This window comes from Paenibacillus sp. BJ-4, from assembly GCF_020404765.1.
Taxonomy (GTDB): domain Bacteria; phylum Bacillota; class Bacilli; order Paenibacillales; family Paenibacillaceae; genus Paenibacillus.
The window spans coordinates 244535-259987 of the sequence record NZ_JAIVEM010000027.1 but is presented as its reverse complement, the minus strand read 5'-3'; the positions used below and the strand labels follow the sequence as shown (position 1 = coordinate 259987).

At 50.1% G+C, this 15453-nt stretch carries 14 protein-coding genes and 1 tRNA gene; 8 read left to right on the top strand and 7 right to left on the bottom strand.

Translation table 11 applies throughout. From position 1 onward, the window contains the following. Positions 1-40: 40 nt before the first annotated feature. Positions 41-760 (bottom strand): dethiobiotin synthase, encoded by a 720-nt coding sequence (bioD, locus tag LCF57_RS06235; protein WP_225999921.1) that lies wholly within the window; start codon positions 758-760, stop codon positions 41-43. Continuing rightward, complete coding sequence (bioA, locus tag LCF57_RS06230; RefSeq protein ID WP_225999920.1) at positions 757-2124, bottom strand: adenosylmethionine--8-amino-7-oxononanoate transaminase; 1368 nt, start codon at positions 2122-2124, stop codon at positions 757-759. Before bioA ends, bioD begins: the two co-directional genes overlap by 4 nt. A 177-nt stretch (positions 2125-2301) precedes the next feature. On the opposite strand from bioA, the gene LCF57_RS06225 reads away from it, so the two are divergent. Further along, positions 2302-3354 carry a lactonase family protein gene (locus LCF57_RS06225; RefSeq protein ID WP_225999919.1) on the top strand — a complete coding sequence of 351 codons (1053 nt, stop codon included), beginning with the start codon at positions 2302-2304 and terminating at the stop codon, positions 3352-3354. Between the two features lie 110 nt (positions 3355-3464). Here the strand turns inward: LCF57_RS06225 and LCF57_RS06220 are convergent, their stop codons facing one another. Then, positions 3465-4421, bottom strand: coding sequence for an ArsR/SmtB family transcription factor (locus LCF57_RS06220; RefSeq protein ID WP_225999918.1), 957 nt, complete (start codon positions 4419-4421; stop codon positions 3465-3467). A gap of 240 nt (positions 4422-4661) precedes the next feature. Further along, on the bottom strand, positions 4662-5624 hold the full coding sequence (locus tag LCF57_RS06215) for a hypothetical protein (protein ID WP_225999917.1): 963 nt from the start codon (positions 5622-5624) through the stop codon (positions 4662-4664). Between the two features lie 143 nt (positions 5625-5767). Here LCF57_RS06215 and LCF57_RS06210 point away from each other — a divergent pair, with 143 nt between their 5' ends. The 3 genes from LCF57_RS06210 to LCF57_RS06200 all read left to right on the top strand — a co-directional run bounded on the left by LCF57_RS06210 (position 5768) and on the right by LCF57_RS06200 (position 8733). Then, complete coding sequence (locus LCF57_RS06210; protein ID WP_225999916.1) at positions 5768-6241, top strand: GNAT family N-acetyltransferase; 474 nt, start codon at positions 5768-5770, stop codon at positions 6239-6241. Between the two features lie 112 nt (positions 6242-6353). Then, entirely contained in the window at positions 6354-6986 is a 633-nt protein-coding gene (locus LCF57_RS06205; RefSeq protein WP_225999915.1) for an NAD(P)-dependent oxidoreductase, read from the top strand. A gap of 34 nt (positions 6987-7020) precedes the next feature. Beyond that, a complete protein-coding gene (locus tag LCF57_RS06200; protein WP_225999914.1) occupies positions 7021-8733 on the top strand; it encodes an NAD(P)H-hydrate dehydratase in 1713 nt (570 codons plus the stop codon). Here the strand turns inward: LCF57_RS06200 and LCF57_RS06195 are convergent. Then, a complete protein-coding gene (locus LCF57_RS06195; protein ID WP_225999913.1) occupies positions 8717-9208 on the bottom strand; it encodes a hypothetical protein in 492 nt (163 codons plus the stop codon). The two genes, LCF57_RS06200 and LCF57_RS06195, sit on opposite strands and share 17 nt — an antisense overlap. 221 nt (positions 9209-9429) lie before the next feature. Between LCF57_RS06195 and LCF57_RS06190 the strand changes: the two genes are divergently transcribed. Further along, a complete protein-coding gene (locus tag LCF57_RS06190; RefSeq protein ID WP_226000016.1) occupies positions 9430-10266 on the top strand; it encodes an HAD hydrolase-like protein in 837 nt (278 codons plus the stop codon). 249 nt (positions 10267-10515) lie between these two features. Here the strand turns inward: LCF57_RS06190 and LCF57_RS06185 are convergent, their stop codons facing one another. Together LCF57_RS06185 and LCF57_RS06180 are read right to left on the bottom strand one after the other, a co-directional pair. After that, positions 10516-11547 carry a ribonucleotide-diphosphate reductase subunit beta gene (locus tag LCF57_RS06185; protein WP_225999912.1) on the bottom strand — a complete coding sequence of 344 codons (1032 nt, stop codon included), beginning with the start codon at positions 11545-11547 and terminating at the stop codon, positions 10516-10518. A 20-nt stretch (positions 11548-11567) separates the two neighbouring features. Beyond that, positions 11568-13901, bottom strand: a complete 2334-nt coding sequence (locus tag LCF57_RS06180) for a ribonucleoside-diphosphate reductase subunit alpha (protein WP_225999911.1) — start codon at positions 13899-13901, stop codon at positions 11568-11570. A gap of 537 nt (positions 13902-14438) precedes the next feature. On the opposite strand from LCF57_RS06180, the gene LCF57_RS06175 reads away from it, so the two are divergent. The 3 genes from LCF57_RS06175 (at position 14439) to LCF57_RS06165 (ending at position 15374) form a co-directional block, all read left to right on the top strand. After that, positions 14439-14786: an MTH1187 family thiamine-binding protein gene (locus tag LCF57_RS06175; RefSeq protein WP_225999910.1), complete on the top strand. Its 348-nt coding sequence runs from the start codon at positions 14439-14441 to the stop codon at positions 14784-14786. Between the two features lie 74 nt (positions 14787-14860). Beyond that, positions 14861-14932 (top strand) — tRNA-Thr (locus tag LCF57_RS06170). Positions 14933-15260: 328 nt separating this feature from the next. Next, on the top strand, positions 15261-15374 hold the full coding sequence (locus LCF57_RS06165) for a YjcZ family sporulation protein (RefSeq protein ID WP_225999909.1): 114 nt from the start codon (positions 15261-15263) through the stop codon (positions 15372-15374). The last annotated feature ends 79 nt before the right edge of the window (positions 15375-15453 follow it).

Here is a 15453-nt window from a genome sequence, read left to right as displayed (position 1 = left end):
AGACTTCAATTGTTGTTATGTCCATCATTCCCCGAGAGGATTATACGGACAATGCTTGCCTGATCGGCGCTAATTGAATTGTTCTTCGAACAGAATGGATAAGCATCTCAGTATTTGCCTCGTCATGTAAGTATGGAAAATGCCCAAGGACCTTCAGGCCGCCGCTGTATTGTTCGATGAGTTCTGTATTTGTCACGGCACTTGGATCATCTAGGGCGTCAATACATTCGCTGTTGTTCATAATGATGCCTACAATCGGGATTCCGCGCTGCTGTAAGAAGGAAATGGTCAAAAGTGTATGATTAATGGTACCCAGACCAGACCTGGCCACGATCAGAACGGGTACGTGAAGCATGGAAATCAGGTCAATCACCAGTGCGTTATCGGTCAGCGGTACAGCGACCCCACCCGCCCCTTCAATAAGCAGTGCTTGATAGCGTTTGATAAGTGGTTTTCCTGCGGCGATAATCTCCTTAAGACTAAGCGTCACACCCGTCTGCTTCGCGGCAAGCATTGGGGCCAGCGGTGCTTCGAACGTAAAGGGTGCTACAGCCTCGGGGCGTTCACAGATGCCTGTGCTTTGCAGCAGGCGTTCGGCATCCGTTGCTCCGCTGCCAAGAAGGCCGCCAGACTGCACAGGCTTCCAGACACCCGCATTCAGACCTTCTGCACGCAGCGCAGCGGCAAGTGCCGATGTCACAATTGTCTTCCCAACACTGGTATCCGTACCGGTTATAAACATTCCCCGCAGTGTGCTCATGTCGTTAATCCATTTTCGGTGACGTCAATAATGGATGCTGCCAAAATATCTGTCATGGCATCCAACTCATCCTCTGTGCTGGCAAGAGGGGGGATAAATACGACAACATTGCCAAGCGGTCTTGTAAGCATGCCAAGCTCTCTTGCACGCTGGGCAGCACGAACGCCGATTCGATCTGCCCAATCGTATGGCTCGCGTGAAGCCTTATCACGTACGAGTTCGATGCCGATCATCAGACCCTTTTGGCGAATTTCACCGACATGCGGCCGTTCTTTAAGTGCCATAAGCTTTTGCTGGACCCATGAGGACTTTGCTATCACGCCTTGTAGCATATCTCGCTCCTCGAATCGTTTTAGACTAGCTAAAGCAACGGCACAGCCAAGCGGGTTTCCGGTAAAGGAGTGTCCGTGGAAAAATGTTTTTTGCTCTTGATAATCGGCATAGAAGGCGTCATATATCTCGTCAGTCGCAAGTGTCGCGGCCACGGGCAAATAGCCGCCAGTGAGTCCTTTGCCGACAACCATCAGATCAGGCGAAACGCCTTCGAGATCACAGGCAAACATGGCTCCCGTCCGACCGAAGCCTGTTGCGACTTCGTCCGCGATGAGTAGTACGTCGTGTTTACGGCAAAGCGCGGCCATTTCCCGCAAACAGCCGGGCGGCATGATGATCATTCCTGCCGCTCCCTGCACGATCGGCTCCACCATGAGAGCTGCAATTTCATCCCCACGAGTCTCCAGCAAACTGCGTAAAGCGGTTAAAGTAGACTCCATTGCACCCACTGCGCCGCCCTTGTGGCGGTAAGCATAAGGATAAGGAATGACCTCTGTGGAGAACAGCATCGGTCGGAACACATCATGATACAGTGGAATCGCACTGACGCTAACTGCCCCGATTGTATCTCCATGATACGCTTGATTCATCGTAATAAATGTCTTTTTCTCATGTATTCCGCGGTTGTGCCAGTATTGAAACGCCATTTTGATTGCGATTTCGACACCGGTTGCTCCTGAATCGGAGTAAAACACTTTGTTTAAACCCTTGGGGGTGATCCCTACCAGCTTCTCAGCCAGCTCGATAGCAGGTATATTCGCCATTCCCAGCAGTGTAGAGTGGGCGACCCGATCTAACTGATCCGTGATTGCCTGATTCAGTTCCGGCACGTTGTGTCCGTGTACATTAAGCCAAACAGACGAGAACCCGTCATAATAAGACCGTCCCTGGACATCATACAGTTTGACACCTTCACCACGTTCGATAATAAGAGGGTCCGACTCGTTGTAATCTTTCATTTGAGTAAAGGGAAGCCATAAGTGCGCCTTATTCATGGCGGCAAGACGTTCATAGTGCATAATGATCACCATCCTTCACCAACCTAGTGTTTTAATTGTCAACCAAAATGAATTTTAAAAGGTTGACAATTAACTTTAACAATATTAACAAAACGAGAAGTCTGTGTAAAGAGAATCAAAGTGCAGTTTGGAGTCGATTATGGGTAATAATGCAAGACAACGCAGCAATCGGAGGGAGGCGTAGGCCGAATGGATGAACGAAGTGAGCAGTTATTTTTTACAGGAACTTATGCGTCACGTGAGAAAAGAGGGATTTATGTATGCGCTTTGCATATAGAAAACGGTGATCTGCGTATGATTGGCGGTGTAGAGGGGATTGAGCGGCCTTCCTTTTTGGCGCTGCACCCGGATGGGATGAAGCTGTATGCTGCCAGTGAGACAGAGGAAGGTGAGCTGTATGTGTATCAGGTAAATGCCCAGACAGGAGAGCTACATCCTTTGGATCGAAAAGGGACGGAGGGGGCACACACCTGCTATGTGTCCGTAACAGCGGATGGACGTTATGTACTGGTCTCTAACTATTCAGGTGGGAATGCCACGGTATTCCCGACGACACAAGCTGGAGGGCTGGGAGATATGTCGGGGCAGGTTCAGCATACGGGCTCAGGTATTCGCCAGGACCGCCAGGATGCGGCACATCCCCATTCGATTATTCCTGATCCTTCAGGACAGTATGCCTTGGTATGTGATCTGGGTCTGGATCAGATTGTAGTATACCGTTTGACAGAGGATGGAAAACTGGTGACCCATTGTGAAGCAGATTTGCCGCCTGGCTCCGGCCCGCGCCATCTGGTATTTCATCCTTCACGTCCTTATGCTTTTGTCGCCAATGAGTTAAACAATACCGTTGCTGTGTTTAGCTACAATGAACGTAATGGAGAGCTTACTTTGCTGCAAAGCCTGTCCACATTGCCGGCAGGCATCATTGATGTGGAAAATACAGCCGCAGATATTCGGATTACACTTTGTGGGCGCTATGTATATGTGTCAAACCGGGGACATGACAGCATTGTACTGTACCATGTCGAACAGGACAGCGGCAAGCTGGAGGCGGTCGAGTGGGTGGAAACCTTCGGTGGCACGCCGCGTAACTTCAACATCCTGTCAGGTTATCTGGTGGTGGCGAATCAGGATGGAAATAACATCGTATCTTTTGCTATCCATGATGAGGACGGTCGACTGACACGAACGGGCTATGTGCTGGAGGTTCCTTCTCCTGTATGCATTGAACCTGTACGGTAGCCGTAGAGCATTGAAAGAGTGCATAGTAAAACACGGCGTTTTGCTTCCATGAAAGGCATGGGCAAAACGCCGTGTTCCAGGTCTTGAAACGGTCTGAAATGGCTCGACAGCTATTTGCTGGGTTCGTCAGCTTCAACCGCTGCTGTTTTGGTGTGGTTTTCGGCAGGCTTGTAGTACAAGCGGAACAGAATATCCTGATTGTAGTTACCGAATCCGGTACCGAACAGGGTCACCCCTCCAACATGCTGGGCATCATCCAATATGGCAATACGGAATTTCCATTGCTTTTGATCAATCAGCACTTGGCTTAAAGTCACATCGGATATCTGCTTGCCGTCCATAAAGGTACCCTCGGACGTAATGCGAAGTCTTTTGAGCAAACCGTATTGATTGATGAAGTCTGGCCACCATGCGGGTGTGTATTTACCACGGTTATCCCCGAAATCCCCGGGGCTGGTCCAAGTACCCAGATTGACATCATTCAGAAAGAAGGTAATGTCTGAAGGCCAATTATCATTGGTAAAAGGCGCCTCGGACGATAGCTCCATCGAAATTTCCAGCTCCTCAGCCTTTTGGCTGGACAGCAGGAAATTAGGTACCTTATAATCCATATATCCTTGGCTAAACCACAGGATTTTGGAATTGAAGCGCTCAGGGTCCAGGAATGAACGAGGCTCGTCGAATTCTCCGATGATTTTCTCGACGGTAGCCAATCCACAGGTCGGCTGAATTTCGAAATCCGTAAAGTGCCCGACGGAAATCTCCGTCTGATGAAATTGCCGTACATCCTGCTGATAGCGTGGCATAGCGATTTCAATTTTGTCCGTAGCCAGCGAGCACACCTTCTGAACTCCACCACGTCCGGGCAGCATTTTGGTCGAAATAATGGACGCTCTCTCCAGCTTTTTGACATGCATGGTCATAATCGCACTGCTAAGTCCCAGCGCTTCCGCCAGCTCACGTATATTCATAGGCTTCTCCGCAAGCAGAACAATCATATTCAGCCGAACCTCACTGGCCAGCGCTTCATATACGGGAAGTGATTTTTCAGAAATGTCCAGTTGCATAGTTCCTCCAATTCTAACGCACATCATCAATTGATGGTAGTTTAACATATATGGATTTTTTTCAATATTCATACATAAAAAACGATATGATTTACATTTATATAAACAATATACCCTTTCCTTGATTGCTGGCACAAGTCTAACCCCTCAAAAAGCCCAAAATCGTTCAAAAAACAGGACATCCCTAAAACCACTCGCTGTTGTCGGGATGTCCTGATGAGGGTATATGGTTATAAAAGGTTAATATCGGGTATGTTCTTCTGTCAAAGAAGAATCAGACGTTCTATCTTTGTCTGCGGTATGCACCGCTTGCTGAGCTGAATCCGTCTTGATCACGCCAGGATAACCGACATAAGGACGATCACTCCGGGAGCGACCTCGGGTGAGCCGGAAGCCAATTAAAAACAACACAAGCTGTACAGCTAGTATATAGGGAGAAGCTTCTGGTCCGATCCATTGAAACAAAGCAACAGCAGCGATCACCATAGACAACAGGCTTGTTGGGAAATGGGAAGCCGTAACGTCCAGATCATTTTGTCTGCGCAAGGTCATCAGCCGATAACCATACAGCAGTGCGATCAAACCGGATACGAATCTCATCCATGTACATGCTATAAGCCAATAGGCAGATGACGCAGTCTTGGACAGGCTACTATAGACGTTGCTATACGAGACCCATTCGACAAGCAGCCGTGAGACCAGCCAGACGATCCCGACCAGCGCCAACGGGCCGGCTGCCGGACGAAGCAGCTTCCATAAAGCTGTTCCCCAGCCCGGAGCATGTGACTCCAGCAAAACAAGCCGCCGCTCCTCGATCAATTTGTTCATTTCGCGCTCCAGGGATTTGAGAAGCAATTCCCTGCGGAAAGCATCGCATTCCCGGAGAGATGCTTGCACCTGCTCCTGTAGGTGAGGAGTCAAATAGGGAGTGGCCTTCGCCTCCTGAAGAGCATGAATCAGTCCGTTTGGATGTGGCTGCTTTTGGTTGCTGCTGCCGTCCTGGGTAGAGGTTTGAAGGCAGCCTGCTAATCGCCCGTAGATGCGTAGCGACTCCTGTAATTCATTTAGCCGCTGCTGACGAGAATTGCGAAGCTGGGCTGCGCTGTGAACATACAGCCATACCAGCAAGGACAACGCCAGCAGGAAGGCAATCAGACCGGGTGAGATATATGCGGCTAAGGCCGCGAAGTCCGTCGGGGACACCCGCAATCCCTCCTTCCATAGTTCTTCCTACACTATTGCACAGACCGCACAGGCATTTCAAGGGCTTGTCTGTATCTGACCAAGATATATGAAGCATTTTTTGGTAAAATAGATAAGATTACAAGCGGGGGAGGAGATTTACTATGAATAAAAATATAGATATTACCACAGAACATCATAAGACATCGAATCAACCGTACGTGGAGCTTCGAGTGGATTACGCCGTTCCATCCGTCCAGGAGTATCGGGCGTTACGTAAGGAAGCTGGTTTAACGCAAATTACGGAAGAAGCAGCAGCCAAGGGCCTGCCGAACAGTTTGTTTGCCGTGACACTGCGGCTTGGACAGGAATTGATCGGGATGGGCCGGGTGAGCGGTGATGTCGGTGTGTTTTTTCTGGTTACTGATATTGCAGTCAAGCCTTCCCACCAGGGAAAAGGCTATGGACGTAAGCTTATGGAAGAGATTATGGAGTATTTAAGACGAGAAGTTCCGGCGGGCAGCTTTGTGACACTGATCGCGGATAAACCGGCCGACCGCTTGTATGCACAATTCGGCTTTCAACCCGTCAGTCCCAGGTCAGAAGGGATGTACTGGCGACAGCCCGGCGGGCTATAGCTGATATTGTATAAGGGCTTAAGCTGGAGAGACAACGAATAAACGACTGAAATCGAATTTTGCGAAATACTAAATAGTAAGTAAATCATAGACAGGAAGAAGGCAAGAGACGATGAAGGTTATTATTTTCGGAGCAACAGGAACGATTGGTCAAGCATTAGTGAAGGAAGCAATCAAGCGCAAGTATGAGGTAACGGCGGCGGTGCGTAATCCGCAGCGGGTGACGGAGCAAAGCGAATATTTGGCGGTCGTTCAAGCGGATATTCTAAATCCAAATTCAGTTACGGAGGTGGCGAAAGGTCACGATGCTATCATTAGCGCCTACGGCCCCACATTTGGAGCCGAGGAAGAATTGCTCGAAGCCACTCGGTCTTTATTGGAAGGCACTCGACGTTCCGGTGTGGAGCGCATACTTGTAGTTGGCGGAGCCGGAAGCCTCAAAACAGAAAACGGTGAACGTCTGATGGATACCGCCGAGTTCCCCGAAGAAGTCAAGCCACTTGCGGCAGCACATGCTGAGGCACTTGAACTGTATCGCGCTGCCGATGTGGATTGGACGTACTGCAGTCCGGCTGGAATTATAGAATCGGGGAAACGTACAGGACATTTCCGCATTGGCCTGGATCATTTGGTGGTTGACGAGCTGGGCCACAGCCGTATCTCGGTAGAAGATTATGCAGTAGCGCTGATTGATGAGCTGGTGGCGGGTGAATTTGTCAATTCCCGTTTTACGGTTGGGTATTAAACCATAAGTACAGCAATACGGGAGGGGAAAAAGTATGTATATGGTGACTGCCGATGAAATGCGGCAACTGGATCGGTATACGATTGACAAGCTGGGTATCCCGGCCCTCACGTTGATGGAAAATGCCGGGCGAGCAGTAGCTGACGAAGTATTAAAGCTCTGTGCTATGAAAAGCAGATCAGGTAATGGGGGATTGGGAGGAAGGCCCAATCAGACCTGCGATGCTGACGGCGCTGATGTGTTCAGGGGGCAGGCGGCAGAAAAGGTCTCCCAGACAGGCCCGGGGGATCTGCCGAGTCACGGGGAGGTCATTCGGGTGGAGCCGTGGAATCACGGATGCCATGATGTATGGCAACGGGAGCATTGGTATATCCTCGTGGGCAAAGGCAACAACGGGGGCGACGGACTGGTTGCAGCCCGTCATCTGACCGATGCGGGCCTGCACGTCACCGTTGTCTATGCCGACTCACCGGATACGCTGCGCGGCGAGGCGGCTGCCGGACGCGATATCATCGCGGCTCTAGGCATCCCGGTCATCGTCTACGGCCGGGATGCCCTCGACCTGCGTGGCGCCTCAGGCATCGTCGATGCCCTGCTGGGCACGGGTACGCAGGGCCCGCCGCGCGAACCCTATGCCTCGCTGATCCGCGAGGCCAATGCCAGCGGCGCGCCGCTCGTGTCGGTAGACGTGCCTAGCGGCCTCGATGCGGACACGGGCGCGCTGCACGAGCCGTGCATTCGTGCGTGCGTCACCGTATGCCTCGCCTATTTGAAGCGTGGGCTCGTCCAATACCCGGGCGCCGAGGCCGCAGGCGAGGTGGTGGTACGCTACATCGGCATCCCGCCCGGTCTTGCCCGTGAGTGCGGCGTGCAGCTGCGTCTCCTGACTGGCGACACGCTGCGCGAAGCGCTGAACGTGGACGTAAGCCGCCGCCGTGTGCCGGACGGGCACAAGGGCACCTACGGGCACGTTCTTGTCGCGGCCGGAAGCCTGCGCATGAGCGGCGCGGGCTTGCTGGCTGCACGTGCCGCCCTGCGGATCGGCAGCGGCCTTGTGACGTGGGCAGTACCCGAAGCGTTGCTGCCGCACGTGATCGGCGCCGCGCCGGAGCTAATGCTCGCTGCCGCGGCAACGGGGAGAGACGGCGAATGGAACGCCGACTCCGCGAGCGAGCTGCTGCAACTCGCGCAGGCACGCGATGTGCTGGCCGTCGGTCCCGGCCTCGGCCGCTTCCCTGGGGACACCGGCTGGCTGCGCCGCCTGTGGGAGGAGTACGATGGGTCGCTTGTGCTCGATGCGGACGCCCTGAACATTCTCGCCTCTGCGGGGCCTGAGCTGGAGGCTTGGAAGCCGAGAAACGCGGCGGTCGTGCTGACGCCGCACCCTGGCGAAATGGCTCGTCTAATGGGCATATCGACAGCAGAGGTGCAGCGTGACCGCATCACCCATGCCCGGGAGTATGCCCGGACACGCAGGGTTACGCTGGTGCTCAAGGGAGCGCGTACCGTCATCGCGTGCCCTGACGGAACAGCCTACGTCAATACGACAGGCCATGCCGGAATGGCGACAGGCGGCGCGGGCGATGTGCTGACAGGCATTATCGCAGGCTTGCTAGCGCAAGGTTTGAATGCTTCGCAGGCAGCGGCCTTTGGCGTGTACCTGCATGGCGCGGCTGGAGAAACAGCCGCGCGTCATCGGCAGCATCCCGCTGCAGTGGTGGCCGGTGACATCATTGAAGCCCTATAGGCCATAGGAGTAGCGGCAGGAGGAAGGCCAGTATGATCTGTACTCCATACTCGCGGTTCAGCCAGTGTCTTCCTCCGTAGTACAGCAGTGTGATGGCTGTACCAGCTATGCCGTTGCTCCATGAAATGCCCGCTCCGGCAGGCGACATCAAAGTACCTAGCAGGAGAAAGATACTGAATCCTGCGGCAAGGTACAGGCTGAGTTGCTCGGGTTTTCGTAGCCAGGGCAAAAAATCGCGCAGCGCATCGGCGGCAAGAGCTGCCGGAAGAGCAAAGCCGTAGGCCCACAACTGTGCGGTCAGACCGCTATTGCCTGCTATAGTCGCGGGAATCCCCGTTATTTCCTCTGTCAGATAGCAATACACCCATAAGAGGCCAAAGACCAATCCTCCACAAGCCAGTTTGTTCAGCGCATAACAACCAAGCTCCATTCGCCAAGGCATTTTGGAATTAAATTCATTCCAAGGCTGTCTCATGTTGCGACTCCTCCTTATGACACTCAGTAATCCACAACCAATCAAGGAAATTAATTGCTATTACAATCCGCTTACGGTTTACGGCATTTCAGTTTACGTTAGCTGTGTATCATGTTCCTAAGCAAGCATATTGTTGTACCCGCGAACAAGTGAGACCGAATGATGCAAATGTCAAGGTAATAAAGATTGCGGATAGCCGCGTACGGAGAGGCGGGGATTGCATGATACAGGCGGTTATTTTTAATCTCGAAAGTACATTGTTGGACCCCGGAGGACGGGGTCTAATTCAGGGAATGCTTGATATTTTCAGGTGGAAAGGTGTACAAGTAACCGAAGAGCAGGTATCTCATGGAAGAGGGTTGCCGATCCGTGATCATATTGCCAATGTACTGGGACTTTCAGAGGTTCGAAAAAAATGGTTGGAGCGCTTCGGTACACATCCCGGAAGAGCGGATATTGAGCATATTTATCTTGAGCTTGTCCCTGTTCTTCGTTCCTTGATTCAAGGGGCTGAGCCCGTGATCGGTATAGACAAGGCGCTGCATGAATTGCAGGATCGTCGTATTCAGTCGGGTGCCACCACAGCCTGCCCGATGGAGATGTTGGGTCCTATTTTCACGCCTGCCCAGTCACCCTATACGCTGGATTGTATGGTAGCCCTTTGTGAAGTGTCACAGGGACGTCCTTATCCGTGGATGATCTACGAAATTGCACATCGCTTGCAGGTATTTCCGCTCAGCGATATCGTAAAGGTAGGAGATACGGCAGCCGATATGCAAGAGGGAAGGAATGCCGGGGTATGGACGGTAGGTGTATTGAACCAGAACAAAAGTGCGCTAACCGCGGCACAAACAAACAGTCGTGAAATGGACGACAGAGTGGCTGAGGAACGACGCAGACAGAGCGTATACGCGTTAAAAAGGGCAGGAGCCCATATCGTCATGAACTCGATCGCTGACTTGCCGCGTATTTTGCGTGAAATCGAAATGCTCCAGCATACGGGTGGCTATCCCTCTTATACGAAGCAGGTAAAAACAGTGTTGATGCCCCCGTCTTAAAGTGCCTCAATACACGGTTCTAGGATATATGTATGCGACATGGCAGACGAAGGTGAACTTCCTGTAAGCGGGTCTTATGCTTATCCCCCTGTTTTTTTATATGCCAAAAAGCCTCAGTCCGTTCCTGTTGAACTCATCCACAGCGTGGCAAAGTTCACAGATTCCTGACAGGCTTTTTTGCGTAATTTTCATTCCTCATAAAAAAAGCCTTAACCCGGTAAATACCGAGTTAAGGCTGCATTTTGTTACTTACAAATCGTCAAATCCGTTGTCGTCTCCGACCTTGCCATAATTGCGTGATTTTGCTTCGAAAAAGTCTGTTTTTGTCGCATTCAGCGCTTCATCCGAGAATGGCTTGATCCAAGGCATACAGTTTACATCTACACCTTCATAGGCTTTGTCCATACCAAGCAGCCTCAGGCGCATGTTTGCCATATATTTGATATAATCGCTCAGCTCGTTCAAGTCGATGCCACGAACCTCCTTGAGCGTATAATGCGCCCAATTCGTTTCCAGCTCTACAGCGCGGTTGATCATACGGTAAACATAGTCCGTATTTTCCTTTGAGTTCAGCTCAGGGAAATCAGCCAATAGCTGCTTGAACACTTCAGCAAAGAAGTAGCAATGCTGATTTTCATCACGCTGAATATACGAGATCATTTGGCTGGTGGCCATCATTTTTTGGTCACGGGCCAAATTATAAAAGAAAGCGAATGTACTGTAAAAGAAAATGCCTTCTAGAATCAAATCGGCTACCATCGCCTGGAAAAAGGTCTGCGGGTTCTGCTCATCGCGGAACTCCTGGTAAATGTCCGAAATGAATGTGTTACGCTCCAGCAGGACAGGATCATTTTTCCAGTATTCGAAAATTTCCTTTTGCTCCTGTTCCGATACCAAGGAAGACAGGACGTAGGAGTAGGATTGGTTATGCACCACTTCCTGTTGCCCGATAATGGCCGAGATCGCTTCCAGCGAGGAGTCGGTAAAATAGCGTTTTACATCTCCGACAAACATCGTTTGCATGGAATCCAGCACAGCCAGCAGGCCGATGTTAATTTTGAAGGTGCGCTGTTCTTCGGCATCCAGCATAGGAAACTGTGAAGCGTCTTTGGACATCGGAATTTCATCTGGAATCCAGTGGTTAAGCAGTAGCACTTTATACAGCTTGTACATATGCGGCATCCGAATATCGTTCCAGTTCAGAATGCCGGAGTTTTCGCCTTCAATAATACGGGTAGAGCGGTTAGGCGCTTCCGTGTTAAAAATCTTTTGTAACTGCATGGGAGATTCTCTCCTTTAGTTTAGGATGCGCAGCTTTCGCATTCTTCAATCGTCAGTGCGCGGCTGCGTACATAATAGGTCGACTTCATACCTGATTTCCAGGCATGGATGTGCAGTTCCAGGAATTCCGTAGCTTTAATGTCAGGGCGTACATACAGGTTAAAGCTTTGGCCTTGGTCAATATGACGCTGACGTGCAGAAGCCATGTTGATCGAAGCATGCTGATCCAGCAAGAAAGCCGTTTTGTAGTACCAGATCGTCTTTTCGTTCAAGTCCGGTGCAGGATTGGCAATCTTGTAGGTTGTTTTCTCTTCATAGGAAAGCAGCTCATACAATGGATCAATACTCGCAGTGGAACCTGCAATAATTGACGTGGAACCATTAGGCGCAATGGCGAACAGCCATGCGTTGCGAATGCCGTTTTGTTTGACCTCTTCTGCAAGCTCGCTCCACTCGGACGAGGTAACGAATTTGCCTTCCCGCGTACCGTCCGTATAGCCACGGGAAGTAAAATAATGCCCGGTCGACCAGTCAGAACCCTCAAATTTGGCATAACGTCCTTTTTCCTTTGCCAGCTCCATGCTGGATTTAACAGCCAAATAGTTGATTTTTTCATACAAATGATCGTTATAGGTTACCGCTTCATCAGACTCCCAACGGATGCCTTCGAGTGCGAGCAGGTGATGCAGACCGAACGTGCCCAGACCGACTGCGCGGTATTGGCTGTTCGTATATTGTGCTTGCAGCACTTCAATATTGTTAATATCAATGACGTTATCCAGCATACGTACCTGAATCGGTACAAGTCGATCCAGTACCCCTGCCGGAACGGCACGAGCCAAATGGATGGAGTTCAGGTTGCAGACAACGAAGTCGCCAGGGATTTTGGAAATGACAATGCGTGTTTGTCCGTCCTTGGTGACTAATTCCTCTTTTTCCACTACGGTTGCAGATTGATTTTGCATAATTTCCGTACACAGGTTGGAGGAATACACCATACCGTGGGCCCGGTTCGGATTGGCACGGTTTACAGTATCGCGGTAGAACATGTACGGCGTACCGGTTTCCAACTGCGATTTCATCAGGCGTTTCATGATGTCGATGGCAGGCACCGTGATGCGGGAAAGTATAGGATGCTGCGACGCCTCCTCATATTTCTCGCGGAAGGAGCCTGAACCGAAAGCTTCATCGTAAAAATCCTCCAGTCCCAATGGACGGCCGTTTTCGTCCTTCCAGCCCATAACCTTCTTCACTTCATGCGGGCAAAACAGGTTCCATTCGCCGCGTGCTTCGACCTGCTCCATGAACAGATCAGGCAGACATACGCCGTGGAACACGTCATGTGCACGCATCCGCTCATCACCGTTGTTCAGCTTCAGGTCAAGGAATGCGAGGATGTCCTTGTGGAATACGTCCAGATAAACGGCAATCGCGCCTTTGCGTGTACCCAATTGGTCTACACTGACGGCCGTATTGTTCAACTGGCGAATCCATGGAATGACACCGGAACTTGTATTTTTATGTCCGCGGATATCGGAGCCGCGAGCCCGTACTTTACCGAGGTATACGCCGATGCCGCCGCCCATTTTGCTGAGACGAGCTACATCGGTATTGGAATCGAAAATACCCTCCAGCGAGTCGTCTACCGTGTCAATAAAGCAGCTGGAGAGCTGTCCGGCCACTTTTTTTCCTGCATTGGACATCGTTGGTGTAGCAGCTGTCATGTACATGTTGCTCATCGCCCAATAGGCTTCCTTGACCAGATCCATGCGCTTGTCCGCAGGTTCCTTGTGCATCAGGTACATCGCGATGATCATGTAGCGTTCCTGCGGCAGCTCCATCACACGTCCGTCAAAATCGTTCGCCAAATAGCGCTCAGACAGCGTCAGCAGCCCGATATAATCGAACAGGAGGTCATTTTTCGGCAAAATGGAAGCACCCAGCTCATCAATTTGCTCTTTAGTATAGTAATCGAGCAATTCCTGACGGTAGATTCCCTTTTCGACCAACTCTGTGATCAATGGATAGAAGGCGCCGTAAGGCTCGTCTGCATAGGATTTGTAACGGCGATGGGTCGCCGCTTTTTTATACAAGGAAGTGAGCAATGCACGCGCAGCGGCGAATTTCCAGTCCGGTTCTTCTTTGCTGACCAGTTCAAGTGCAGCCATCGTAAATGCGTTGCTGATTTCATCTCCCGTGACTTCGTCCCGGCGCAGCTTGCTGGTTACACCGCGGATAAGGCGATCTTTATCCAGCTTGTCCAATCCGCTGAGAACACGGTCGGCATATACGGAAATGCGTATTTCATCAAAAGCCAACTGACGGTTGTTTGGTTTTGTTACGAGTTGTGGCATAGGATTAATTCCTCGCTTTCCTGATTTGGAATATATACTTAGGGAATAGGCATGAAGATGATCATGTTGACAAAGAAGATGATGAAAAAATCGATGGTTCAGACAGCATTCTGAGGCTGTATGTAATCCCATAACGTAGAAATAGCGATGCGGCTTGCCAATGAAGGAAGAGAAAGTTGGTTCCCATGCAATTTATCGGCTACATCACTATATTTAGAAGTGTTATGAATATTTAACCCAACATATTGTGTTTATAAACTTAAAATTTCAAATAAGTGCAAGGAGTATTATAGCAACATTCGAAGCCATACGTAAAGGAAAAGGAATGGAAAATCAAAATATGCAGGGGAATCGGGGGCTGTATTTGAATTGAGGCTGTGTGAACGGTACAATGAATGATAAAGAGGTTTCTTTCAGAAACAATCAGCGTCTCAGCATACATATGGCCTTAATGTGGAATAAGGTTGCTCTATCGGATAGTGTTTTTAGATTTTAAAAAGTGAAGTGTAATTTCAAAAATAAAGGAGGCACACCACGATGGCCATCGCAGAAGTGACTGTAATCCCGATTGGAACGGGCAGTACCAGCCTAAGCGACTATGTTGCCCAGATGCAAAAAGTGTTAAAGACGCAAAAAGGAATTACCTATGAGCTTACATCCATGAGTACGATTATTGAAGGCTCGTTGGACGATGTGTTTACCGCCATTGCAGCCCTGCACGAAGCGCCATTCCTGTCAGGGGCCAAGCGCGTCTCCACCTCGGTCAAAATCGACGACCGTCGCGACAAGCCTTCCTCCAGCCGTCAAAAGCTCCGTTCCGTAGTAGATAAACTGTCCGGCACAGGGATAGGGAATGTGACCGAATTAAATCCAAATCCTAGTTAAAAAAATGGATGTAAGTCATTGATTTTTATGTAAGGAAGAGTATAATAGTTTTTGTTGTCAGCTTATACTGACTCGCTGGTGTAGCTCAGGGGTAGAGCAACGCACTCGTAATGCGTAGGCCGGGGGTTCAATTCCCTTCACCAGCATCCTTACAAACGCAAGTACAGCGCGGCTTCCAAGCTTTTTGGAGGCCGCGCTTTTTTGCTGAAGACTGATCTTCTAACATTCTTCTAACCTTTAGTCTAGTGAAGTAGTTTTTTCAGTGTCAAAAGGCTCTCCTATAATTGAATCCCATAAAACGGAGAAAGAATATTATTGCCTCAACACATACGGACGCCGTTCTGCAATCCGAAAGCATCGGTAACATCCTTCTGGCTGAATGCCGGCGGGGTGTTTTTTATTTACCTGCTTGCCCTATCACAGAACGTATTTATACATATATTAAGGTGACGACAAATAAAGGAGGTTAAAGCCATGGGTGCATGTGGAGATACAGGTGCAGGTGTTGGCGGTGTGTGGACTTCTACAGCGGCAATTTTGGTGCTCTTTATCCTGTTGGTTATAATCACTAAATCACTTTGGGTTTAATTCTGTGAAAAGAGCTGTTGAATAATATCACTTCAATCATTTTCAAGGATGGTAAAAAGTTTAATCCAATGAGCAGCCT